Origin of the sequence: Spirillospora sp. NPDC127506 (assembly GCF_040302145.1) — a bacterium.
GTDB lineage: Bacteria > Actinomycetota > Actinomycetes > Streptosporangiales > Streptosporangiaceae > Spirillospora.
Map to the genome: position 1 here is coordinate 24,711 of NZ_JBEORG010000047.1, position 23,261 is coordinate 47,971.

Sequence of the window (23,261 nt, forward strand, 5' to 3'; positions counted from 1 at the left end):
AATCTAGGCAGGTCTGTGACGACGATCAACGAGTTGTCCAAAATGCCGCGCCACCTGGTGCGCAGCGGGGCCGGCGGCAGGTGGTCAGATGGAGCTCGCCGTGCGGGCGCCCGGCGGTCCGGGCGGCCCACAGGATCCGGGGCCGCCCGTCGCGCCCGACGGCGAGGTCCAGGGGGCCGGGAATCTCGGTGTAGGCGCCGACACGCGTGGCGTCGCGGCGGGTGCAGCCCGCGTCCCGGCAGGCGAGGAGCGTGACCGACGAGCCGGTCAGATCGTGGACGGCGACGAGCGGCAGCCCGTCCGTCCCGAGCGCGAGGGCGGGCGCCTGCTGGGCGAGGCCGGGCGGGCTGAGGACGGCGGTGTCGGCGGTCGCGCAGTCCGGCGTGCGGCAGCGCAGCATCGTGGCCGCGCCCGTGATCACGTCGCGGTAGGTGATGACGGGCCGGTCGTCGCCGGGAACGGCCACTTCGACGGCATCCGGATAGGCGTTGGACGTCCAGAATGCGGCTTGGCGCCCGGCATGGAGCTTTTCCTCCTGCTCGACGGTCAGGTCGCGGCGGGGGACGAGCTGTGTCGTCCGCCGCCGCCGGCACGAGGCGTCGCCGCAGCTGACCACGGTGATCCCGCCGTTGACGAGGTCCTCGTAGACGGCGACCGGGCGGCCGGACCGGCCGAGGGCGAGCGCGAGCGGCTTGTCCGCGACCCCGGTCGCCTCCGGCACCCGGACGGCCGCCAGGACGGTGGGCGCGCCGCAGGGCAGGCTCGCGCAGCGCATGATGCGCAGGCTGCTCGCCCCCCATTCGGTGTCCCTGTGCGGCCGGGGCGCCGCGGCCGCGACCACCACCCGGGAGCCGGACGCGGCGACGGCCACGGACGCCGAGAGGCCCGGCGGCCTCGCCCGGAGGGCGGCGGGGGCGGCGCGCATGTCCGGGCAGCCGCGGGCCGTGCAGGCGATCAGCCGGAGCAGGAGCGGCCGTTCGGGCGGGTCGCCGGCGTATTCGTCGCCGGTCTGCCAGCCCGCGATGACGAGTGCTCCGCCGGGCAGCGCCGCCGCGTCCGCTCTGTCCTCCACGTAGGGGACGTGCCGGACGAGGCGGTTGCTCTGGCAGGTGGGGTCGCCGCACGCGCGCAGGTCGAAGCCCGTCCCGCGGCGGGGGACGAGCACCGCCGGCCCGCCGCGGTCCGGCAGCAGCAGCACGTCCCGCCCGACGGCGTCCTCGATGACGTGGTCGGAGACCATGACCCAGTCGTAGGGGTCGGCGCGGAGCACCGCCCAGTGGACGAGGCCCGGCGCGGCGATGGCCAGCGCCGGCAGCACGGCCGCCCGGCCTAGTCTCGGCCGGCCTAGTCTCGGCCGGCCTAGTCTCGGCCGGCCTAGTCTCGGCCGGCGTGCTGCGGCCGGGAGCCTCGCCGCGGCGGCCGCGAGGTCGACGGGGCGGCGGTCCCGCTCGCCGGCGGTGTCCGGATACCACTGGCTCAGCGTCACGACCGCCAGGGCCGCGCCCTGCAGCAGGACGGCGAGCGCGCCGGCCGCCGTGCCGGTGACCCGGACCGCGATCGCGTGGGCGTCCTCGCCGAGCGGCCAGGCGGCCCACCAGCCGCCGGCGGCGACGGCGCCCGGCACCGCGAGCACGCAGCCGAGCACCGACCACGACCAGCGGGTCCGGCGGTGGCGGGTCAGGGTCCAGGCCCTGGCCACCGCCCGCACCGGCCCGGCTCCCTCCAGGACGACGAGCGGCACGGCGAGCACGGCCCAGCAGCTCAGGACCCCGCCCGCGACGCAGCCGATGATCCCCGGCCACGCCCGGAGCCAGAGCAGGAAGCCGCCGGCTCCCAGCAGCGGGATCGCCAGGAGGACGATCCCGGCCGCGAGGACGGCCCCCGCGAGGGCGGGCGCCTGCCGTGCCGCCCTCCGGGCCGCCGATCCGGCGGTGACGGGGCGGCCCAGCAGCAGGCCCGCCGCGACGAGGACGACGCTGACGACCGCGGCGACATGCGCGGCCAGGAGCGCGATCAGCGTCACGCCGGTGAAGAGGAGGATCCCGCGCGACAGCCCGTACGTGCGGATCTCGCCGTTGACCACATGGCCGTCGCCGCCGAGGGCCGTGACGGCGACCGCGACGCAGAGCAGCTGGACCGCGACGTAGCAGGCGATGACCGGCGCCGCCGCTCCCGCCAGCCCGGAGCGCAGCAGCCGCCAGGTCCGCCGGAGCGTCGTCAGCGCGCCCTCCGGGAACGCCGGGTCACGCGGCGGGGTCACCGGCCGGGACCTCCGCTCAGCAGGCGCACGGTGCGCCATGGCACGGGGGGCAGCTCGCGTGCGAAGACCGCCGGCGGCGTCGCGGCGGTGCCGGTGCGTCTCTCCGCCTGCTCCGTCACGGTCCCTCCGGGGTGTACCGCCTATCGGAGTTGACATCATCACCCACTGGCAGACAGAAGGCGCGTAAATACGGAGAATTCGGCGGCGTCGTCCGCTTCCGGCCGCTCCGGGCCGCTGACAGGTGGAGGAGGGGGGAGGGTCAGGTCCGGGGTTCGCGGCGCAGGAGGTAGGTGTCCATGATCCAGCCCTTGCGGGCGCGGGCCTCGGCGCGGACGGCCCGGATCTCGTCGGCGACCTCGCGGACGGGCCCGGAGACGAGGATCTCGTCGGGCGTGCCGAGGTAGGCGCCCCAGTAGATGTGGAAGTCGTCGCCGGCCTCGGCGAACGAGCAGTGCGCGTCCAGCATGACGAGGACGTCGTCGGCGGTGGGGCCCTCGGCGGCGAGGCGGCGGCCCGTCGTCAGGTGGACGGGCCGCCCCACGCGGGTCAGCCCGATCCGGTGCCGGGCGGTCAGCGCGGACACGCTGCTGATGCCCGGGATCACCTCGTACTCGAACTCCGCGTCGACCTCCCCGAGCGCGGCCAGCGTGCTGTCGTAGATTCCGGGGTCGCCCCAGACCAGGAACGCGCCGGTCTGCCCGTCCTCCAGCTCGTCGTCGACGAACGACTGGTAGATCCGCGCGCGGCGGGACCGCCAGTCCTCGACGGCGGCGGTGTAGGCGGGGCCGGAGGCGGTGCGGTCGCGCTCGGGGTCGGCGGCCTCGACGACCCGGTACGGGGGGCGGGCGTGCGCCGCGATGAGGTCGCGCCGCAGCCCGGCCAGCTCCCGCTTGGCCTCGCCCTTGCCGACGAGGAGGAACACGTCGGCGGCGGCGATGGCCTTGGCCGCCTGGAACGTCAGGTGGTCCGGGTCGCCCGCGCCGATCCCGATGATCGAAAGCCGCTTCACCCGGCCAAGAATGCCAGCTATAGACTTGGCGCCGCATGTCGTGGAGGAGGCCGGTGGACGCGCGTTCGATCACCGTCGTCGGCATCGGCGCGGACGGCTGGGACGGGCTCCCCGAGGCGTCCCGCACGGCGTTGCGGGAGGCGGAGGTGCTGCTCGGCAGCGCCCGCCAGCTCGGCCTCGTCGAGGAGACGGCGGCCGAACGCGTCGCCTGGCCGTCCCCGCTGCTCCCCGCGCTCCCCGGGCTGCTCGACCGGTACGCCGGACGCGCGGTCGCCGTCCTCGCGAGCGGCGACCCCATGTTCTACGGGATCGGCTCCGCGCTCGCCGACCTGGTCGGCGCGCGGCGGCTCCGGGTGCTGCCGCACCCGTCGTCGGCGTCGCTCGCGTGCGCCCGGCTCGGCTGGCCGCTGGACCGGACCGACGTCGTCAGCCTCGTCGGCCGCCCGCCGGAGACGCTGAACGCGGCGGTCGCGCCGGGCCGCCGCATCCTCGTGCTCGGCGCGGGGCGCGAGGCCCCCGCGGTCGTCGCCGCGCTGCTCACCGGCCGCGGCTTCGGCCCGAGCCGCATGACCGTCCTGTGCGACCTCGGCGCCGGGCACGAGACGGCGGAGCACGGCGTCGCCGCGCAGTGGACGGGCCCGGCCGCCTCCGCGCTCGCCGTCGTCGCCGTCGAATGCGCGCCCGGCCCGGACGCGGCGCCGCTGCCCCGCGTCGCCGGGCTGCCCGACGCGTCCTACGAGCACGACGGGCAGATCACCAAAAGCGAGGTCCGCGCGGTCACGCTGTCGCGTCTCGCGCCGCTGCCCGGCGAGCTGCTGTGGGACGTCGGCGCCGGGTCCGGCAGCGTCGCGATCGAGTGGGCGCGGGCGCATCCGTCCTGCGCCGCGGTCGCCGTCGAGAGGCGCCCCGACCGGGCCGCGCGGATCGGCCGCAACGCGCGGGCGCTCGGCGTGCCCGGCGTCCGCGTCGTCGAAGGCCGCGCCCCGGACGCGCTCGGCGGCCTCCCGCAGCCGGACGCCGTGTTCGTCGGCGGCGGCCTCACCGCCCCCGGCCTGCTGGAACGCTGCTGGGACGCGCTGCGCCCCGGCGGGCGGCTCGTCGCCAACGCCGTCACCCTCGAATCGGAGGCCGCGGTGGCCGGGCTCCACCGCACCCGCGGCGGCGAGCTGGTCCGCCTCCACGTCGAGCGGGCCGCGCCGCTGGGCGGGTTCACCGGCTGGCGCCCCGCGATGCCCGTCACCGTCTGGACGGCCCGGAAGGACACCCTGTGACCGTGCACTTCGTCGGCGCCGGCCCCGGCGCCGCCGACCTCATCACCGTCCGCGGCCTGCGCGTGCTGGAGTCCGCGCCCGTGTGCCTGTACGCGGGGTCGCTCGTGCCGCGCGAGCTGCTGGACGCGTGCCCGCCCGGCGCCCGGCTCGTCGACACCGCGGACATGACCCTCGACGAGATCGTCGCCGAGCTGACCGCCGCGCACCGCGCCGGCCTCGACGCCGCCCGGCTGCACTCCGGCGACCCGTCGGTGTTCAGCGCGGTCGCCGAGCAGATGCGGCGGCTGGACGCGGCCGGCGTGCCGTACGAGGTCGTCCCCGGCGTCCCGGCGTTCGCGGCCGCCGCGGCGTCGCTGCGCCGGGAACTGACCGTGCCGGGCGTCGGCCAGACCGTCATCCTGACCCGCACGGCCGTCCGCGCCACGCCGATGCCCGACGGCGAGGACCTCGCCACCCTCGGCGCGAGCGGCGCCACGATGGTGCTGCACCTGGCCGTCCAGCGCATCGACGAGATCGCAGCGGAGCTGGCGCCGCACTACGGCGCGGACTGCCCGGTCGCGGTCGTCGCCCGCGCCAGCCGCCCCGACGAGGTCGTCCTGCGCGGCACGCTCGCCGACATCGCGGAACGCGTCCGCGAGGCGGGGGTCAGGCGCACGGCGGTGATCGTCGTCGGCCGCGTCCTCACCGCGTCGGCGTTCCCCGACAGCCACCTCTACAGCGCCGCCAGGGACCGGGCGTGCGGCGCGTCCTGATCCTCGGCGGCACGGCGGAGGCCCGCGCCCTCGCGGCATCCCTCACCGGCGCGCACGTCGTCTCCTCCCTCGCCGGCCGCGTCACCGACCCGCGCCTCCCGGCGGGCGAGGTGCGCCTCGGCGGGTTCGGCGGCGCCGAGGGGCTCGCGGCCTGGCTCCGCGAGAACCGGATCGACCGCCTCGTGGACGCCACCCACCCGTTCGCCGAGCGGATGAGCGCGCACGCCGCGCACGCCGCGCGGGCGACCGGCGTCCCGCTGCTCGCGCTGCGCCGCCCCGGCTGGGCCGAGGAGGACGGCGACGACTGGCGCCGCGTCCCGTCCCTGCCGGCCGCCGCCGGAGCGCTGCCGCGCGGCGCCCGCGTCTTCCTCACCACCGGCCGCCGCAGCATCCCGGTGTTCGCCGCCCGCGCCGACGCGTGGTTCCTCGCCCGGTCGGTCGACCCGCCGGAGCCGCCCGTCCCGTCCAACGTGGAGGTGCTGCTGGCCCGCGGCCCCTACACGGTGGACGGCGAACGCGCGCTGCTCCGCGAGCACCGCCTGGACGTCCTCGTCACCAAGGACAGCGGCGGCGCGATGACCCGCGCGAAACTCACCGCCGCCCGCGACGCGCACATACCGGTCATCATGGTCGACCGTCCGCCGCTCCCCGAAGGCGTCCAGGCCACCGGCGACGTGGCCGCCGCCGCGGCCTGGGCTCAGGGGTAGCGGCGCGGCGTGTAGACCACGCCCTTGCCGGTGACCCGGGTGGTGGACGACCCCACGATGACCAGGCATCGCATGTCGACCTCCGCCGGGTCGAGCTTGCCGAGCGTCGTCACCGTCACGCTCTCCCCGGGACCGCCGACGTCCCGCCCGATCACCACCGGCGTCTCGGGGGAGCGGTGCTCCAGCAGCAGGTCGCGCGCCGCCGGAAGCTGGTGCCGCCGCCGGCTGGACGACGGGTTGTAGAGGGCCAGCACCAGGTCGGCCTCGGCGGCCGCCGAGATCCGCCGCGCGATCACGTCCCACGGTTTGAGGATGTCCGACAGCGACAGGACGCAGAAGTCGTGCCCGAGCGGCGCGCCGGCCCGCGCCGCGACCGCCTGCGCCGCGGTCAGACCCGGCACGACGTGCACGGGCACGCCGGCGAACTCGTCCTCGTCCGCGGCCTCCAGCACGGCCGCCGCCATCGCGAACACCCCCGGGTCGCCGGACGACACGACCGCGACGCGCGCCCCGTCCCGCGCCAGCGCCAGCGCGTGCCGGGCCCGGTCGGCCTCCACCCGGTTCCCGGACGCGTGCCGCCGCTGCCGCGGGTTCGGCGGCACCCGGTCCAGGTAGGGGCCGTAGCCGACGAGGTCGGTCGCGGACGCCAGGACGTCCAGCGCCTCCGGGGTGAGCCACGGCCGCCCGGCCGGGCCGAGCCCGACCACCCGCACCCAGCCGGGGCCCTCCGGCGGCGCCGGGGGAGGGGCCTCGAACGACCGCTCCGCCGGACTGGTCAGCAGCGCCAGCGACATGTACGGCACGTCCGCCGGATCGACGTCGGCGAGCGGCGCGACCCGCTGCCGGTCGGTGGCGGCCCGCTCCACGTACCAGGCGTCGCCGAGCCGCCCCGCGTCCTCGAACGCCCGCCTGACCTTGGGGAACGTCCGGCCGAGCTTGATCACGGCCGCCGCGTCGGCGCCGCGCAGCCGCTCGGCCAGCTCGCCGCCGGGCAGCGTGCCGGGCAGGACGGTCAGCGTCTCCTCCCGCTCCGCCAGGGGGCGCCCCGCCGCCGCCGACGCCGCGCTCAGCGACGTCACGCCGGGCACCACCTCGGTCGGGTAGTGCGGGGAGAGCCGCTTGTGCAGGTGCATGTAGGACCCGTAGAACAGCGGGTCGCCCTCGCTCAGCACCACGACGGTCCGCCCCGCGTCGAGGTGCGCGGCGAGCCGGGCGGCGCAGTCGGCGTAGAAGTCGTCCAGCGCCCCCTGGTAGCCGCCCGGGTGGCCGGTCGCCTCGGTCGTCACCGGGTAGACGAGCTGCTCCTCGACCTGGCCGTCCCGCAGGTACGGCGCGGCGACCGACCGGGCGATGCTGCGCCCGTGCCGCGCGGAGTGGTAGGCGACCACGTCGGCGCCGCCGATCAGCCGCGCCGCCTTCACCGTGACCAGTTCCGGATCGCCGGGGCCGACGCCCACGCCGAACAGCCGCCCCGCCATCACTCCGCCTCACTGGCGACGGCGTTGACCGCCGCCGCCGCCATCGCGCTGCCGCCGCGCCGCCCGCGCACCGCCAGGTGGTCGAGGCCGCTCGCGGCGAGCGCCTCCTTGGACTCGGCGGCGCCGATGAACCCGACCGGGATCCCGAGGACCGCCGCCGGCCGCCCCGCGCCCTCCTCGACCAGTTCCAGCAGCCGGAACAGCGCGGTCGGCGCGTTGCCGATCGCGACGACCGCGCCGTCGAGCCGGTCGCGCCACAGCTCCAGCGCCGCCGCGCTCCGCGTGGTGCCGAGCCGCGCCGCCAGCTCCGGCACGCCGGGATCGCCGAGCGTGCACACGACCTCGTTGCCGGCGGGCAGCCGCTTCCGGGTGATCCCGGACGCGACCATCCGCGCGTCGCACAGCACCGGCGCGCCGCCCAGCAGCGCCGACCGCGCCCGCTCCACCACCCCCGGCGACCACACAAGGTCCTGGACGAGGTCGGTCATCCCGCAGGCGTGGATCATCCGGACCGCGACCCGCGCCACGTCGTCCGGCAGGCCCGACAGGTCGGCCTCCGCGCGGATCGCCGCGAACGACCGCCGGTAGATCTCGGCGCCGTCCCGGACGTAGTCGATCACCGCTGCCCCTCCGCCGTCTCCGCCCCCACCGTCTCCGCCCCCACCGTCTTCAGCACGACCGGGCCGCGCGGCGTCCCGCACTTGCGCTCGCAGCCCGCCCAGTGCACGGGGGTCGCGGGGGCGCGCTCCAGCCCGCCGACCCACCGCCGCGCCTCGCCCTGCACGTCACCGCGCGACTTCGCGCATCCGGGGCTCCCGGTGCACGCCGACACCCCGACCCAGGGCGACGCCGCATCGACCGCGAACCCCGCCGCCCCGAGTTCCTCCGCGACCCGGCCCACCGAATCCGAGCCGAGGTCCCGCACCACGACGCTCCGCCAGGGGGTGACCCGCACGTCGTCCGCCGCCTCCGCGAGTGCCCCGGCCTGCGCACCGGACATCCGCCCGAGCGGAGGCACGGCCTCAAGCGCGGTGAGCCCGCCGCGCTGCGGGATGGCCCCCGCATACGGGCGGCGCGGCTCGGGAAGTTCGCGGATTTCGCCGAGTTCCGCCCCGAACCGTTCCGTGAGCCGTTCCGCGACGAGCCGCGGCCCGTCCGGCACCTCCGCCAACCGCCACGCGTCACCGCGGACGTCGAGGAACGCCTCCGCGGCCGCCACCAGCAAATCGATCGCACCGGCACTCACACCGGCACTCACGCCCGCACCCGCACCGTCCATGGACGGCCGATCGCCGGCCGGTACGCCGAACAGCAATGGCGAGTCGGCGAGGCGGAGGCCGGCCGGGGTGCAGGTCAGGTCGGCGCCGAGGGCCGCGACGTCGCCCGTGCCGTCGTCCAAGGCGAACAGGAAGCGGCCGGGAAGCCCGGCGAGCCGGGCGTTCGCGCACAGCGCCAGATCCAGCGCGGTGACCAGCGGGTCCGTCGCCAGGGTGCCGTGGACGCCACGTCCCCCTAACGGGGAGGCCACGATGTTGCGGACCCGTTCGTGGGACGGCGAAGGCAGCAGGCCCGCCGCCTCCAGGCGTCCCGCGAGCCGCCCCGGATCGCGGACGCCGCGCAGCTGCAGGTTGCCCCGCGACGTCAGTTCGATCACGTCGCCGCCCAGCTCCCGGGCCGCGGCGCCGAGCACCCGGAGCTGCGCGGACGTCACCGCGCCGCCCGGGACGCGGACGCGCGCCAGCGGCCCGTCGGCGGCGTCGTGGGTGCGCAGCGCGCCGGGGCACGCGTCGGCGCGGGCTCTGACATTCGGCACGGGGAGGATGTTAACCGCACTTTGCGGGCGGGCCGCGCTGCCGTACTGTTCTCCCCAGGCGATGGCAATGGGAGGAAGCCGGTGCGAATCCGGCGCGGTCCCGCCACTGTGACCGGGGAGCGAACCCCGCTGGAGGCCACTGTCCGCACGGACGGGAAGGCCGGGGCGAGCGTCGATCCGGGAGCCAGGACACTCCTGCCGTCGCGACACCCGCGACCGGGGCGAGGACCCCAGGGGGAGGAACGGCCGTGTCCGCCGACACCGTGCTGCTGCTGTCGACGTCCGACACCGATCTGCTGAGCGCGCGAGCGTCCGGCGCCGCCTACCGGCTCGGCAACCCGGCGCGGCTCGCCGTGGACGACCTGCCCGCGCTGCTCGACGGCGCCGCCCTCGTCGTCGTCCGGCTGCTCGGCGGGCGCCGCGCCTGGGAGGACGGCCTCGACGCGCTGCTCGCGGGGCCCCGCCCCGTCGTCGTCCTCGGCGGCGAGCAGGCCCCCGACGCCGAGCTGATGGAGCTGTCCACGGTCAGCGGCGGCGTCTGCGCGGAGGCCCACGCCTACCTCGCGCACGGCGGGCCGGGCAACCTCGCCGAGCTGCACGCGTTCCTGTCCGACACCGTGCTGCTGACCGGGCGCGGGTTCGCGCCGCCGGCGCCGGCCCCGGCGTGGGGGCTGCTCGAACGCGAGCCCCGCACCGCCGAGGGCCCGCTCATCGCCGTGCTGTACTACCGCGCCCACCACATGGCCGGGAACACCGCGTTCGTCGAGGCGCTGTGCGCGGCCGTCGAGGACGCCGGCGGCCGCGCGATGCCCGTCTTCTGCTCCTCGCTCCGCACCGCCGAACCCGCGCTGCTCGACACGCTCGGGCGGGCCGACGCGCTGGTCGTGACCGTGCTCGCGGCGGGCGGTTCGCGCCCCGCGGCGGCCGGGGCGGGCGGCGACGACGAGGCGTGGGACGTGGGGGCGCTCGCCGCGCTGGACGTCCCGATCCTGCAGGGCCTCTGCCTGACGACGAGCCGCGCCGACTGGGAGGCGAGCGACGACGGCCTGTCCCCGCTGGACGCCGCGTCGCAGGTCGCGATCCCCGAGTTCGACGGCCGCGTCATCACCGTCCCGTTCTCGTTCAAGGAGGTCGACGAGGACGGCCTCACCGTCTACCGGGCCGACCCGGAGCGGGCGGCGCGGGTCGCCGGGATCGCCGTGCGGCACGGCCGGCTCCGGCACACGCCCCCCGCCCGGCGCCGCGTCGTGGTGATGCTGTCGGCGTACCCGACCAAGCACTCCCGCGTCGGCAACGCCGTCGGGCTCGACACCCCGCTGAGCACCGTCCGGCTGCTGCGCCGCCTCGAACAGGACGGCTACGACCTCGGCGAGGGCTTCCCCGGCGTCCGCGAGCAGGACGGCGACGCGCTCGTGCACGCCCTCATCGCGGCCGGCGGCCAGGACGAGGACTGGCTCACCGAGGAGCAGCTCGCGGGCAACCCGGTCCGCATCTCCGCCGCGTCCTACGAGCGCTGGTACCGCACGCTCCCCGAGGAGCTGCGCGGGGAGATGGAGCTGCACTGGGGCCCGCCGCCAGGGCAGCTGTTCGTGCAGGACGGCGACATCGTCCTCGCCGCCCTCCGCGCCGGGAACGTCGTCGTGATGGTGCAGCCGCCGCGCGGCTTCGGGCAGAACCCCATCGCGATCTACCACGACCCCGACCTGCCGCCCAGCCACCACTACCTGGCCGCCTACCGGTGGCTGTCGGACGAGTTCGGCGCGCACGCGATCGTGCACGTCGGCAAGCACGGCAACCTGGAGTGGCTGCCCGGCAAGGCGGCGGGCATGTCGGCGTCGTGCGGCGCCGACGCCGCGCTCGGCGACGTCCCGCTGATCTACCCGTTCCTCGTCAACGACCCGGGGGAGGGGACGCAGGCGAAGCGGCGCGCGCACGCCGTCCTCGTCGACCACATGGTCCCGCCGATGGCCCGCGCCGAGACCTACGGCGACATCGCCCGCCTCGAACAGCTCCTGGACGAACACGCCGCCATCGCCGCGATGGACCCGGCGAAGCTGCCGGCGATCCGCGCGCAGATCTGGACGCTGATCCAGGCCGCCAGGCTCGACCACGACCTCGGCCTGGACGACCGCCCGCACGACAGCGAGTTCGACGACTTCCTCCTGCACGTGGACGGCTGGCTGTGCGAGGTGAAGGACGCGCAGATCCGCGACGGCCTGCACGTGCTCGGCGAGGCGCCGGAGGGCCGGACCCGCGTCGACCTGGTGCTGGCCATGCTCCGCGCCCGGCAGATGTGGTCGGGGCGCGAGACGCTGCCCGGCCTGCGCGAGGCGCTCGGCCTGTCCGAGGACGGCTCCGCCGGCCTCGCCGCCGTCGACGCGGCCGAGGCCGCCGCCCGCGACCTCGTCCAGGCCATGGAGGACGCGGGCTGGGCCGCGGACGCGGCCGCCGTTGCCGCCCGGCGGGTCCCCGCCGAGCGCCGCGGCCTCGTGGCCCGGGTCCTGGAGTTCGCCGCCGCCGAGGTCGTCCCGCGCCTGGCCCGGACGTCCGACGAGATCGACCACGTCCTGCACGCCCTCGACGGCGGCTACGTCCCGGCCGGGCCGAGCGGCTCGCCGCTGCGCGGCCTCGTCAACGTCCTGCCGACCGGCCGGAACTTCTACTCGGTGGACCCGCGCGCCGTCCCGAGCCGCCTCGCCTGGGAGACCGGGCAGGCGATGGCCGCCTCGCTCCTCGACCGCTACCGCGCCGACCACGGCGGCGAATGGCCGCGCTCGGTGGGCCTGTCGGTGTGGGGGACCAGCGCGATGCGCACCGCCGGCGACGACGTCGCGGAGGTGCTGGCGCTGCTCGGCGTCCGCCCGGAATGGGACGAGGCGTCGCGCCGCGTCACCGGCCTGGAGCCGATCCCGCCCGCCGAACTCGGCCGGCCGCGCATCGACGTGACCGTCCGCATCAGCGGGTTCTTCCGCGACGCGTTCCCGCACGTCGTCGCCATGCTGGACGACGCCGTCCGCCTCGTCGCCGCCCTCGACGAGCCCGACGCCGACAACTACGTCCGCGCCCACGTGCGGGCCGACACCGCCCGGCACGGCGACGCGGGCCGCGCCGCCCGCCGCGTCTTCGGGTCCGCGCCCGGCGCGTACGGGGCGGGGCTGCTGCCGCTCATCGACAGCCGCAACTGGCGCGACGACGCCGACCTCGCCGAGGTGTACGCGGTGTGGGGCGGCCACGCCTACGGCCGCGGCCTCGACGGCGTCCCCGCCCGCGACGACATGGAGAACGCCTACCGCCGCATCGCGGTCGCCGCCAAGAACGTCGACACCCGCGAGCACGACATCGCCGACTCCGACGACTACTTCCAGTACCACGGCGGCATGATCGCCACCGTCCGCGCACTGACCGGGACGTCCCCCGCCGCCTACGTCGGGGACAGCACCCGCCCGGACGCCGTCCGCACCCGCACGCTCTCCGAGGAGACCGCGCGGATCTTCCGGGCCCGCGTCGTCAACCCGCAGTGGCTGGCCGCGATGCGCCGGCACGGCTACAAGGGCGCGTTCGAGCTGGCCGCGACCGTCGACTACCTGTTCGGCTACGACGCCACCACCGGCGTCATGGCCGACTGGATGTACGACCGGCTCACCGCCGCCTACGTCCTGGACGAGCAGAACCGCGCGTTCATGGAGGAATCCAACCCGTGGGCCCTGCACGGCATCGCCGAGCGCCTGCTGGAGGCCGCCGAGCGCGGCATGTGGGAGCACCCCGACCCGAAGATCCTCCAGGGCCTCCAGGAGGTCTACCTCAAGGCGGAGGGCGACCTGGAGGACGACACCAGCCGCTGAGCCGCCTCCGGATGCCCGGCCCAGTGCAGGTGCAGGTAGGACGCGGTGATCCGGCCGCTGCCGTACCCGTCGCCGCCGCCCCGCCACCGGAACAGCGGCTCCGCGCCCCCGCCGAGGACCGTCCGGTGGAACTCGTGCCCACGGAACCGCTCGCCGACGCGGGTCAGCGGCGACTCCGCGACCGCGACCGCCTCCCGGTAGCCGAGCGTCAGCCGGGACGTCATGCGCGCCTTCCCCGGCACGAGCCCGCACATCTCCCGCCCGTCGAGTTCCTCGCAGAGATAGAGGAGTCCGGCGCATTCGGCGGCGACCGGCCCGCCGAACGACCGCACGGCGTCCCGCATCGGCCGGTTGGCGGCCAGCTCGGCGGCGTGCACTTCGGGGAACCCGCCGCCGATGACGAGCGCGGCCGTCCCGTCCGGCAGGGCCTCGTCGCGCAGCGGGTCGAACACCGCCACGTCGGCGCCCGCCGCCCGCAGCAGCTCCACGTTCTCCCGGTAGGAGAAGGTGAAGGCCGCGCCGCCCGCCACCGCGACGACCGGGCGCCCGCCGACCGGCGCGACGTGCTCGGCCGGGTCCCACACGGGGCCGGGCAGCGGCGGAGCGGTCCGGGCGAGCCGCAGCAGCGCCTCCACGTCGCACGACCCGGCGACCAGCGCGCCGAGCCGCTCCACCGCCCGCAGGGCCTCCGCGCCGCGCTCCGCCGCCGGGATCAGCCCGAGGTGCCGGGACGGGTTCACGACCGCGTCGTCCCGCCGGACCGCGCCGAGCACCGGCACGCCCGCCGACTCCAGCGCGCCCCGGCACAGCTCCTCGTGCCGGTCCGAGCCGACCCGGTTGAGGACGACGCCGCCGACCCGCACGCCAGGCTCGAACGTCGCGAACCCGTGCACGAGCGCCGCCACCGACCGGCTCTGCCGCGCCGCGTCCACGACCAGCACGACCGGCGCCGCGAGCAGGCGCGCCACATGCGCGGTGGACGCGAACCCCGTGTCGCCCCGCCCGTCGAAGAGCCCCATCACCCCCTCGACCACGGCCACGTCGCAGCCGGAGGCGCCGTGCCGGAACAGCGGCGCGACGCGCTCCTCGCCGGCGAGCCACGGGTCGAGGTTGCGGCCGGGCCGCCCGGCGGCGAGCGCGTGGTACCCGGGATCGATGTAGTCGGGGCCGACCTTGTGCGGCGACACCGCCAGCCCACGCGCGCGCAGCGCCGCGACCAGCCCGGTCGCGACCGTCGTCTTCCCGCTCCCGGACGCGGGCGCCGCGATGACGAGCCGCGGGATCACCACTCGATGCCCCGCTGCCCCTTCTGCCCGGCGTCCATCGGATGCCGGACCTTGCCCATCTCCGTCACCAGGTCGGCGGCCCCGATGAGCCGCTCCGGCGCGTCCCGCCCGGTGACGACGACGTGCTGGACGCCCGGGCGGGAGGTCAGCGCCTCCACCACGTCGTCCAGGTCCACCCAGCCCCACTTGATCGGATACGTGAACTCGTCCAGCACGTAGAAGCGGTACGTCTCGGCGGCCAGGTCCCGCTTGATCTGCGCCCAGCCCTCCCGCGCGGCCGCCGCGTGGTCCTCCTCGGCGCCGGGCCGCCGGATCCACGACCAGCCCTCGCCCATCTTGTGCCAGGCGACCGGCCCGCCCTCGCCGCTCTCGCCCAGCACCCGCAGCGCCCGCTCCTCGCCGATCCGCCACTTCGCCGACTTCACGAACTGGAACACCCCGACCGGCCAGCCCTGGTTCCACGCCCGCAGCGCCATCCCGAACGCGGCGGTCGACTTCCCCTTGCCGGGGCCGGTGTGGACGATCAGCAGCGGCCGGTTGCGGCGCTGCCGGGTGGTCAGGCCGTCGTCGGGGACGGACAGGGGCTTCCCCTGGGGCATGTCAGGCCGCCTTCCCGTGCTCGCGCGAGTTCTTCCCGTGCTCGTTCTTCCTGTGCTCGTTCTTCCTGTGCTCGCGGACGATCCCGCCGAGGTCCCGCAGCGGGACGAGCCGCGCGCCCAGCCGGGCGGCGAGCCGCCCCGCGAGACCGAGCCGGACCGGGCCGTCCTCGCAGTCCACGACGATCCCGGCCGTGCCCGCGAGCAGCCCGGCCGCCCGGTCCACGTCGCCGCCGGCGGTGGCGCGCCCGTCGGTGACGACCACGACGAGCGGACGCCGCGCCGGGTCCCGCAGCCGCTCCGCCCGCAGCACTCCGGCGGCCTTGACCAGCCCGGCGGCGAGGGGCGTGCGCCCGCCGGTCGGCAGCGCCCGCAGCCGCGCCGCGCCCGCCTCCACCGACGACGTCGGCGGCAGCACCAGCTCGGCGTCCCGCCCCCGGAAGGTGACGAGCCCGACCTTGTCGCGGCGCTGGTAGGCGTCCAGCAGCAGGCTCAGCACCGCCGTCTTCACCGCCGTCATCCGGCGGCGCGCCGCCATCGAGCCGCTGGCGTCCACGACGAACAGCACCAGGTTGCCCTCCCGGCCCTCCCGGACCGCCTCCCGCAGGTCGTCCGGCCGCAGCAGCAGCCCGGCCCCGGACCGCCCCCGCGTCCGCTGGTGCGGGGCCGCGGCCAGCAGCGTCGCCACCACGTGCGGGTCGCGCACCCGCTCCGCCGGCCGGCGCGCCCCGGTGACCCGGCCCCGCTCCGTCCGCGCCCGCGACCGCCGCCCCGCCGTGCCGTCCCCGACCCCCGGAACCTCCCACAACGGCACCGCGTGCGGCGCCGCCACCGCCGCGACCCGCTCGCCGGCGCCCGCGGAGTCCGAGGCCGGCGGGGCGTCGCCGTCCCGCGCCGATTCGCCCGCAGGGACGCCGTCATCCGGCGGGCCGTCACCACCCGATGCGCCGCCATCACCTGAAGAACCGCCATCACCCGAAGAACCGTCGTCACCAGGAGAACCGTCGTCACCCGAAGAACCGTCGTCACCAGGAGAACCGCCATCGTCCGGCGGGGCGCCGCCGCCCGGGGGCGGTTCGGGCGGATCGTCGTCGGGGGAGGAGTCGCGGAGAAGCTCGTCGAGGAGCGACTCGTCCAGGCCCGGGGCGTCGAACGGGTCGCGGCGGCGCCGGTGCGGCAGCGCCAGGCGGGCGGCGGCGCGCACGTCCGCGACGGCCACCTCGTCCCGCCCGTGCCAGGCCGCGTGCGCGAGCGCCGCGTTCGCGGTGACGAGGTCGGCGCGCAGGCCGTCCACCTCGAACCCGGCGCACACGGCCGCGATCTGCTCCAGCCGCGCGTCCGGGAGCCGCACACCGGGCAGCCGTCCGCGCGCGGCCGAGATGCGCGCCGCGAGCTCGGCCTCGGCGCCGGCCCAGCGCGCGGCGAACGCCTCCGGGTCCGCCTCGAACGCCAGCCGCCGCCGGACGACCTCCGCCCGCTCCTTCGGCTCCCGCGACGCCCGCACCTCGACGGTCAGCCCGAACCGGTCGAGGAGCTGCGGCCGCAGCTCGCCCTCCTCCGGGTTCATCGTCCCGACGAGCAGGAACCGGGCCGCGTGCCGGATCGACAGCGACTCGCGCTCCACGTAGCAGGTGCCGAGCGCGGCGGCGTCCAGCAGCAGGTCCACCAGGTGGTCGTGCAGCAGGTTCACCTCGTCCACGTAGAGGACGCCCCGGTGCGCCGCCGCGAGCAGCCCCGGCTCGAACGCCTTCACGCCCTCGGTCAGCGCCCGCTCCACGTCCAGCGATCCGGCGAGCCGGTCCTCCGACGCGCCGACCGGCAGCTCCACCAGCGCGGACGGCCGCCGCTCCACCGGGCCGCCCGGATCGTGCGGGCCGTCCGGGCAGGACGGGTCGGGCTCCGCCGGGTCGCACCCGAACCGGCAGCCCGCCACGACGTCCACGGCGGGCAGCTGGGCGGCCAGCGCCCGCACGATCGTCGACTTCGCGGTGCCCTTCTCGCCCCGCACCAGCACCCCGCCGACCTGCGGGGAAACGGCGTTGAGCAGCAGCGCCAGCTTCAGGTCGTCCAGGCCGACGACGGCGCTGAACGGATACAGGGCGTTCAAGGAACCACCTTCCGGTTGACGTGCGCGACCCGCCAGCCGCCTCGGGCGGCGGTGAGTCGCGTGGTGGACAGCGGGGCGAGGTCGATGCGGTCGCCCGCCGGGACGTCCAGCCCCAAGGCGTGGCACAGCGCGGCCCGGATGACGCCCGCGTCGCACACCGCGATGCCCGACGGGCGGCCGCCGAGCCACTCCGCGACCCGCGCCGCGACCGCGCTCCGCGGCTCGCCGCCGGGCGGTGCCGCGTCCGGATCCGACAGCCACCCGTCCAGCGCCGCGGGCTCGACGTCCGCGAACCGGACGCCCGCCCAGGAACCGCAGTCCGCCTCGGCGAGCGCCGCGACGGGCCGCGCGTCCAAGCCCAGCGCCGCGCAGGTCTCCCGGGCGGCCCGCGCCGGGGACGTCCACGCCGCGCCGTCCGGCAGCGCCCCGGCCAGCGCCCCGGCCAGCGCCCTGGCCCTGGCCAGGCCGCCCGCGTCGGCGGGGACCCCTCCGGCGGGGAAGCGGGCCTCCCGCATCCCCGCCGAGGTCGCGTGCCGGACGAACAGCACCCCGTTCAGGCCGGTACCGCGGCGGAACGCGCCGCCCGGTCGCAGAACCACCCGAACAGCGTGCCGAACGACGCCCAGAACACCAGCTGCGTCCCGAGCGAGGTCATGCGGAACTGCCACAGCAGCGTGGCGGGGAACCCGTCGGGCACCTCGTCCACCCCCGGCAGGAGCAGCGACGCGACCGCCACCGGGACGATGAACGCGAGCACCGCCGCGGGCCAGCGCGCCCACGGCCCGCCGGGCACGGCCCGCGACGTCGTCACCGCGATCGCGGTCGCGAGCAGCCCGACGCCGATCATCGCCAGGTACAGCAGCGTCCGACTGTTGATGGTCTCCGGGTCGCCCACCGCCGGCGGGTTCGCCGGATACTTCAGGAACGGGACGACGATGACGGCGGCGAAGCCGACACCGGCGGCGGCGAGCGCCAGCCCGCCGTCCGACCGCGGGCCGACGCGGCCCCGCAGCCCCGCGTAGACGAGCGCGAACACGCCGCCGACGGCGAGCCCGTACAGCCCGGTGGCGAGGAACAGCCCGGCCTTCTGCGTGCCCCGGCCCACCTCTTCACCGTGCTCGTGTGCCTGCTCGTGCGCCTGCTCGCCCGCACCTTGCGCGTGCTCGTGGGCGGCGGCGTTCTCCAACGCGATCGCCTCGTCGATGCGCGGCTCACCGGCCGCGAAGGCGAAGACGCCCGCGACGAGGCCGGCCAGGAGGCCCAGAAGAAGGCCCCTGACCAGCAGGGTGCGCACCATGCGGCGGCCTAGTGGCAGGGCACGCCGAGCAGGTGCCGCCCGTCGTGCATCAGCTCGTGGAGGTAGCCGCCCGCCTGCGACACGGCGCCGTTGTCCATCAGGACGAGGTAGCCGAGCAGCAGCAGCACGGGCACCGCGAGCAGCCAGGGAACGAGGCGGGGAAGGGGGATGGTTCGAGCGGACAGCGTGCTCACGGAGCCTCCGTAGGGGATCTAGCGCGTCCCGGACTATGAGGTCGCGGCTACCCGAGCGACCTGGCTCCCGGGATCGTCGTCCCGGATACAGTGGCGCGTCCGCACCGGCATCTCACCGGATTTCCCTCGGGCAACCGTGAATCAAGCGAACCGTACGACCTCCCTCTCGGGGTGTCAACAGACGTTCACACGACCGTGCAAGGAGCGCCGTTGAGGGTGAAGGCGCTCGGCGCGCCGGTGTCGCCGGTGTGGGTCGCCTGCAGACCGATGCTGATCGAGCCGCCCGCCGGGATCGCCGCGTTGTAGGACGCGTTCGTCGCGCTGACCGCGCCGCTCTTCGGCCGGTAGTCCGCGCCCCACCCGGACGTGATCGTCTGCCCGGCGGGCAGGGTGAAGCCGAGCGTCCATCCGTCGACCGGGGCCGATCCGGTGTTGGTGATGGTGATGCTCGCGACCAGGCCCGTGTTCCACGCGTTGACCGAGTAGGCGACGCCGCAGTCGGAGGACCCGTCGTCCGGCGGCTCCGTCGTGCCGCCCTGGTCGAGCCCGAAGAACTCGATCGTCCGCTGCGCCATGCCCGACGCCATGAGGTTGTGGCCCACGCCCTGCAGGGAGTACGCCTCGACCTTGTCGCCGTACCGCGTCCGGGTCCAGCCCTGCCGCGGCTGGTCGGTGGAGGTCGGCGCGGCCGGCAGGCCGTGGACGTTCGTCCACTGGTCGATCTCCTCGCCGAAGTTGGGGTAGCGCAGCGTGTCGTCCGCCGTGCCGTGCCACAGCTGCACCCGCGGCCGGGGACCCGAGTACCCGGGGTAGGCGGACCGGGCGATGTCGCCCCATTCCTGCGGCGTCTTCAGGACGGTCCCGTTGGCGCACGCGCTGTTCCACTCCGAGCCGTCGGCCGTGGCGAAGCACCCGTCCGGCACCCCGGCGAACACCGCGCCCGCCGCGAACACGTCGGGGTAGTTCGCGAGCATGACGTTCGTCATCATCGCGCCGGACGACACGCCGGTGACGAACACCCGGGACGCGTCCCCGCCGTACCGCTGCAGCGTGTACCGGACCATCGACACGAGCCCCACCGGGTCGCTCCCGCCGTCCCGCCTCAGCGCCTGCGGCGACGACACGTCGAAGCAGTTCCCGCTGCGCGTCGCCGACGGGTACACGACGATGAACCCGTACTGGTCGGCGAGCCGCGCGAACTCCGTCCCCGAGTACATCGCCGGCCCGGACCCCGTGCACCAGTGGACGGCCAGCAGCACCGGCGGCCTCTCCTGGACGCGGTCGGGCACGTACAGGTGCATCCGGAGCCCGGTCGGGTTCGTCCCGAAGTCCGTGACCTCCGTCAACGCCGCCGCCGACGCCGGCGGCCCCACCAGCACGGCCAGCGCCGCGGCCAGCGCCGCCACGAGCACACCAAGGGCCCTCACGAGAACCACCGCTTCCTGTTCGCGAGCCGCCCGGCGACCGCCACTATGCGGCCGCCCGCCGGACGCGGACAAGAAGCCTTCCACCGGTTTCACCCGCCGCCGGGAACGAGGTGACAACGGGGCGGCGGACTGCCAGGCTTTCCACGACCCGCCGCTTTCGCGGCGACCGGGTGCTTGGGGCCTGCGCGGCGGCCGCGCGGTACAGGGGACAGGAGGCGACGGCTGTGACCGTCTCTATGGTGAAGGGCCAGCGGATCTCGCTGGAGAAGCCGGGCGGCGCGCTGAGCATGGTCCGTATGGGCCTGGGCTGGGACGCGGTGAAGAAGAAGGGGTTCTTCGGCTCCCGCGAGCGCGAGATCGACCTCGACGCGTCCTGCGTCCTCTTCGCCGACGCCAACCTCGCGGACGTCGTGTACTTCGGCAAGCTCGTCAGCGACGACGGCTCCGTCCGGCACACCGGCGACAACCTCACCGGGGCGGGCGACGGCGACGACGAGTCCGTCATCGTCGACCTGAACCGCCTCCCGGTGCACGTCACCTCGCTGGTGTTCACGGTCAGCTCGTTCAACGGCCAGACCTTCAACGAGGTGGAGAACGCCTTCTGCCGGCTGGTCAACGAGGTGGACGGCGGCGAGCTCGCCCGGTACACGCTGACCGGCGGCGGCGCCCACACCGCGATGGTCATGGCCCGGATCTACCGCCACAACGGCGGCTGGAAGATGAACGCCATCGGCGAGCCGTGCCACGGCCGCACGTTCCAGGACATGCTCCCGGCGATCTCGGCGCACGCCTGACCGCCGATGCTCGAACTCACCCGCGGCGCCAACGCGGCGCTGCCCGCCCGGCGGGTGACCGCGACGGTGTCCTGCGCCGCGCCGGTGGACGTCAGCGCGCTGCTGGTCGGCCCTGACCTGCGCGTCCGCTCCGACGCCGACCTGGTGTTCTTCAACGCCCCGGAGGCGCCGGGCGTCCGCTGGTCCGACTCCGGAGGCCAGCGGGTCGACCTCGACCTGGACGCGGTGCCGGCCGACACCGCGGTGCTGATCGCGGTGAGCCTCACCGGCACGACCGCGTTCGGGTCGGTGCCGCCGCCGCGCATCGGCCTGACCGCCGATGCGACCCCGGTCGCGGAGTTCACCGTCCAGGGCCTGGGCGAGGAGAAGGCGATCATCGGGCTGGAGGTCTACCGCCGCGCCGACCGCTGGAAGGTGCGCGCCGTCGGCCAGGGCTACGCGGGCGGCCTGGCCGAACTGGTGGCGGCCCACGGCATAGAGGTCGACGACCCGGGGGACCCGGCGCCGCCGCCCGCCCCGGCGCCGCGACCGTCCGCCCCGGCGCCGCCGGTGCCGCGAACGGTCCCGCCGCCGCAGCCTCCGCCCGCCAACGAGGTCGGCTACTTCGAACGCTGCTGGCTGATCTGGGAGGACGCGAGCCGCTCGCTCGCCGCCTTCCGCTCCGCCACCGAGCACGCGCTGACCGTCCGCAACGAGGAGATCGCCGGGCGCCGCCCCCGCGGGCGCTTCGACGAGCTGATGTCCACCGCGCACGAGCGCCTGAGTTCGGACGCCGCCCAGCTCCGCGACGAGCTGGCCCGGGTGGAGCCGCACGTCCCGGCGGAGGTCGCGCCGTTCGACGCGCCGTCCTGGCTGACCTGGCGGCCCCGCACCGACCTGGCCGACGGCGTCCTGCTCGGCCGCCTGTCCACCGCGGAGCTGCCCGATCTGCGGATACCGCTCGTCCTCCGGCTGCCGTGGCGGCGTGCCGTGTGGATCTCGCAGGGCACGATGCCCGGCGACTCCGCCGCCTACGCCTGGTCGCTGGCCACCCGCTTCCTGGCCGCCGCCCCGCCCGGGCTGGCCGGCCTGGAGGTGATCGACGCGCCGGGCCTGTCGGGCGCGGGCTGGCTGCACGGCTTCGACCCGGGCACGTCCGCCCGGCTGCTGGGCGGCGGCGTCGCCGTCGGCACGGGTGCGGCCGAGCGGATCCGCCGCCTGCTCGACCTGGTCGACCTGCGCCGGATCGGCGGCGAGGAGGACCTGCCCGGCGGCGGCCCGCCCGTCCGCCTGGCGGTGATCCTCGACGCGGGCGCCGCCCTCGACGGCGAGGACGCGCACCAGCTCCTGCGCCTCGCCGAGGACGGTCCGGCGGTCGGCGTCCCCGTCCTGCTGGTGGAGACCGACACCCCGGCCGCCGAGTCGGTGCGCACGGTGCGCCTGCGCCAGTCCTGCAACAACCTGCCGTCCAGCGAGGACGCGATCGCCGACTCCTGGGTCGGCACCGACTGGACCCTCACTCCCGACGTCCTCCCGGACGCCGCCGGCCCACACGCCCCGGCCCTCCTGACCCACGTCCTCTCGCTCCACGCACGGGCTCTGGCCTCCTACGACTGACCGTTTGCCATGACTTGGACTCCCCGTGACGGGAGATGCATCAAGCCATGCCGGATCGTGCGTAGCGTGACGGCATGGCGAATGCCATCTCACGGCAGCAGGTCATCGACGTGGCGACCCGGCTGTTCAGCGAACTCGGCTATGACGGGACATCCCTGCAACTGATCTCGGACGCCATGGGGGCGGCCCCCTCGGCGATCGTGGAGGTCGCCGGCGACAAGCGCGCGCTCTACCTGGAGGTCATGAGCCGCGCCTTCGAGGCCGAACGCACCATGCTCGAAACCGCCATAGCCGAGGCGGAACCCGGCCGCGCCGCCGTCCACCAGATAGTCGACGCCTACCTCGACTTCCACCTCATGCACCCGCACAACCGCTCGCTGTGGGCCCACCGCTGGGTCGACGACGCCGCCGACATCTCCGAACTGGAGGACCGCTACGCCCGCCCGCTCCTCAACATGGCCGCCCACAAGATCCGCGACGCGGTCCCACCGGACGTCGACCCGTACTACCTCCTGGGCACCATGGTCTGGTGCGTCCACGGCTTCCTGGGGTCAGGCGTCCTGGAACGCGACCATGGCATGCGCAGATCCGACAACCCGGAAGCAGTGATGTCCTTCTGCCACCACCTGCACGTCCTAATGGACCGCCTGCTGGCCCCCCGAAACGACCGTCACGATGCCTGGTCCACGTAGACGGCCGTCGTGAGCCACACGGCAGTGGCGCAAACCCGCAGATCTGCAACAACCTGAGCCGGCAAAGAAGACAGGAGAGCCGCAACCCCGCAGGCGGTCACCAACCTGAGCCGGGAGGGGGGCGTGGGGGGCGCCGGGAC

The 23,261-nt window shown here is 75.9% G+C and carries 19 protein-coding genes and 1 riboswitch; of the genes, 7 read left to right on the forward strand and 12 right to left on the reverse strand.

Translation table 11 applies throughout. The features are described from left to right. Positions 1–25: 25 nt before the first annotated feature. Together ABTW95_RS30675 and cobF are read right to left on the reverse strand one after the other, a co-directional pair. Entirely contained in the window at positions 26–2,260 is a 2,235-nt protein-coding gene (locus ABTW95_RS30675; protein WP_500228132.1) for a hypothetical protein, read from the reverse strand. A 259-nt stretch (positions 2,261–2,519) separates the two neighbouring features. Further along, complete coding sequence (cobF, locus tag ABTW95_RS30680; RefSeq protein ID WP_396451470.1) at positions 2,520–3,269, reverse strand: precorrin-6A synthase (deacetylating); 750 nt, start codon at positions 3,267–3,269, stop codon at positions 2,520–2,522. Positions 3,270–3,322: 53 nt separating this feature from the next. Between cobF and cbiE the strand changes: the two genes are divergently transcribed. The 3 genes from cbiE to ABTW95_RS30695 are packed head-to-tail and all read left to right on the forward strand — an operon-like array spanning position 3,323 to position 5,999. Further along, positions 3,323–4,540 (forward strand): precorrin-6y C5,15-methyltransferase (decarboxylating) subunit CbiE, encoded by a 1,218-nt coding sequence (cbiE, locus tag ABTW95_RS30685; RefSeq protein ID WP_500228133.1) that lies wholly within the window; start codon positions 3,323–3,325, stop codon positions 4,538–4,540. Then, positions 4,537–5,292, forward strand: a complete 756-nt coding sequence (gene cobM, locus ABTW95_RS30690; RefSeq protein WP_396454375.1) for a precorrin-4 C(11)-methyltransferase — start codon at positions 4,537–4,539, stop codon at positions 5,290–5,292. The genes cbiE and cobM overlap by 4 nt, the downstream gene beginning before the upstream one ends. Beyond that, positions 5,277–5,999 (forward strand): cobalt-precorrin-6A reductase, encoded by a 723-nt coding sequence (locus ABTW95_RS30695; protein WP_396454376.1) that lies wholly within the window; start codon positions 5,277–5,279, stop codon positions 5,997–5,999. Before cobM ends, ABTW95_RS30695 begins: the two co-directional genes overlap by 16 nt. Here the strand turns inward: ABTW95_RS30695 and ABTW95_RS30700 are convergent. From ABTW95_RS30700 to ABTW95_RS30710, 3 genes are read right to left on the reverse strand one after another with little or no spacing between them, the layout of a single operon-like run. Then, a complete protein-coding gene (locus tag ABTW95_RS30700) occupies positions 5,990–7,477 on the reverse strand; it encodes a precorrin-2 C(20)-methyltransferase (RefSeq protein WP_500228134.1) in 1,488 nt (495 codons plus the stop codon). The genes ABTW95_RS30695 and ABTW95_RS30700 overlap by 10 nt on opposite strands. Then, entirely contained in the window at positions 7,477–8,097 is a 621-nt protein-coding gene (locus ABTW95_RS30705; RefSeq protein ID WP_500228135.1) for a precorrin-8X methylmutase, read from the reverse strand. The genes ABTW95_RS30700 and ABTW95_RS30705 overlap by 1 nt, the downstream gene beginning before the upstream one ends. Then, positions 8,094–9,290, reverse strand: coding sequence for a ferredoxin-like domain-containing protein (locus tag ABTW95_RS30710; RefSeq protein WP_500228136.1), 1,197 nt, complete (start codon positions 9,288–9,290; stop codon positions 8,094–8,096). Before ABTW95_RS30710 ends, ABTW95_RS30705 begins: the two co-directional genes overlap by 4 nt. A gap of 72 nt (positions 9,291–9,362) precedes the next feature. Then, a riboswitch (cobalamin riboswitch) is annotated at positions 9,363–9,484 on the forward strand. Positions 9,485–9,538: 54 nt separating this feature from the next. Here ABTW95_RS30710 and cobN point away from each other — a divergent pair. After that, a complete protein-coding gene (cobN, locus tag ABTW95_RS30715) occupies positions 9,539–13,132 on the forward strand; it encodes a cobaltochelatase subunit CobN (protein WP_500228137.1) in 3,594 nt (1,197 codons plus the stop codon). Here the strand turns inward: cobN and ABTW95_RS30720 are convergent. The 7 genes from ABTW95_RS30720 to ABTW95_RS30750 all read right to left on the reverse strand — a co-directional run bounded on the left by ABTW95_RS30720 (position 13,087) and on the right by ABTW95_RS30750 (position 20,039). After that, complete coding sequence (locus ABTW95_RS30720) at positions 13,087–14,418, reverse strand: cobyrinic acid a,c-diamide synthase CobB (RefSeq protein WP_500228144.1); 1,332 nt, start codon at positions 14,416–14,418, stop codon at positions 13,087–13,089. The two genes, cobN and ABTW95_RS30720, sit on opposite strands and share 46 nt — an antisense overlap. Continuing rightward, entirely contained in the window at positions 14,415–15,017 is a 603-nt protein-coding gene (gene cobO / locus ABTW95_RS30725) for a cob(I)yrinic acid a,c-diamide adenosyltransferase (RefSeq protein ID WP_396451455.1), read from the reverse strand. The genes ABTW95_RS30720 and cobO overlap by 4 nt, the downstream gene beginning before the upstream one ends. Before the next feature lies 1 nt (position 15,018). Further along, a complete protein-coding gene (locus ABTW95_RS30730; RefSeq protein WP_500228138.1) occupies positions 15,019–17,121 on the reverse strand; it encodes a VWA domain-containing protein in 2,103 nt (700 codons plus the stop codon). Then, positions 17,118–17,720: a histidine phosphatase family protein gene (locus ABTW95_RS30735; protein WP_500228139.1), complete on the reverse strand. Its 603-nt coding sequence runs from the start codon at positions 17,718–17,720 to the stop codon at positions 17,118–17,120. The genes ABTW95_RS30730 and ABTW95_RS30735 overlap by 4 nt, the downstream gene beginning before the upstream one ends. Beyond that, entirely contained in the window at positions 17,675–18,418 is a 744-nt protein-coding gene (locus ABTW95_RS30740) for a CbtA family protein (protein WP_500228140.1), read from the reverse strand. Before ABTW95_RS30740 ends, ABTW95_RS30735 begins: the two co-directional genes overlap by 46 nt. Before the next feature lie 8 nt (positions 18,419–18,426). After that, positions 18,427–18,612, reverse strand: a complete 186-nt coding sequence (locus ABTW95_RS30745; protein ID WP_500228141.1) for a CbtB domain-containing protein — start codon at positions 18,610–18,612, stop codon at positions 18,427–18,429. A gap of 185 nt (positions 18,613–18,797) precedes the next feature. Next, entirely contained in the window at positions 18,798–20,039 is a 1,242-nt protein-coding gene (locus ABTW95_RS30750; protein ID WP_396451447.1) for an extracellular catalytic domain type 1 short-chain-length polyhydroxyalkanoate depolymerase, read from the reverse strand. A 224-nt stretch (positions 20,040–20,263) separates the two neighbouring features. On the opposite strand from ABTW95_RS30750, the gene ABTW95_RS30755 reads away from it, so the two are divergent. The 3 genes from ABTW95_RS30755 to ABTW95_RS30765 all read left to right on the forward strand — a co-directional run bounded on the left by ABTW95_RS30755 (position 20,264) and on the right by ABTW95_RS30765 (position 23,121). Next, on the forward strand, positions 20,264–20,833 hold the full coding sequence (locus ABTW95_RS30755; protein WP_396451445.1) for a TerD family protein: 570 nt from the start codon (positions 20,264–20,266) through the stop codon (positions 20,831–20,833). Positions 20,834–20,839: 6 nt separating this feature from the next. After that, on the forward strand, positions 20,840–22,429 hold the full coding sequence (locus ABTW95_RS30760) for a TerD family protein (protein ID WP_500228142.1): 1,590 nt from the start codon (positions 20,840–20,842) through the stop codon (positions 22,427–22,429). Between the two features lie 74 nt (positions 22,430–22,503). After that, on the forward strand, positions 22,504–23,121 hold the full coding sequence (locus ABTW95_RS30765) for a TetR/AcrR family transcriptional regulator (protein ID WP_500228143.1): 618 nt from the start codon (positions 22,504–22,506) through the stop codon (positions 23,119–23,121). Positions 23,122–23,261 lie beyond the last annotated feature (140 nt).

Excerpts from the sequence above, each read along its gene's own strand:
- ABTW95_RS30700 (WP_500228134.1), bottom strand. The coding sequence starts at position 7,477 with ATGGCGGGGCGGCTGTTCGGCGTGGGCGTCGGCCCCGGCGATCCGGAA.
- cobO (WP_396451455.1), bottom strand. The coding sequence starts at position 15,017 with ATGCCCCAGGGGAAGCCCCTGTCCGTCCCCGACGACGGCCTGACCACC.
- ABTW95_RS30740 (WP_500228140.1), bottom strand. The coding sequence starts at position 18,418 with ATGGTGCGCACCCTGCTGGTCAGGGGCCTTCTTCTGGGCCTCCTGGCC.
- ABTW95_RS30760 (WP_500228142.1), top strand. The coding sequence starts at position 20,840 with ATGCTCGAACTCACCCGCGGCGCCAACGCGGCGCTGCCCGCCCGGCGG.
- ABTW95_RS30765 (WP_500228143.1), top strand. The coding sequence starts at position 22,504 with ATGGCGAATGCCATCTCACGGCAGCAGGTCATCGACGTGGCGACCCGG.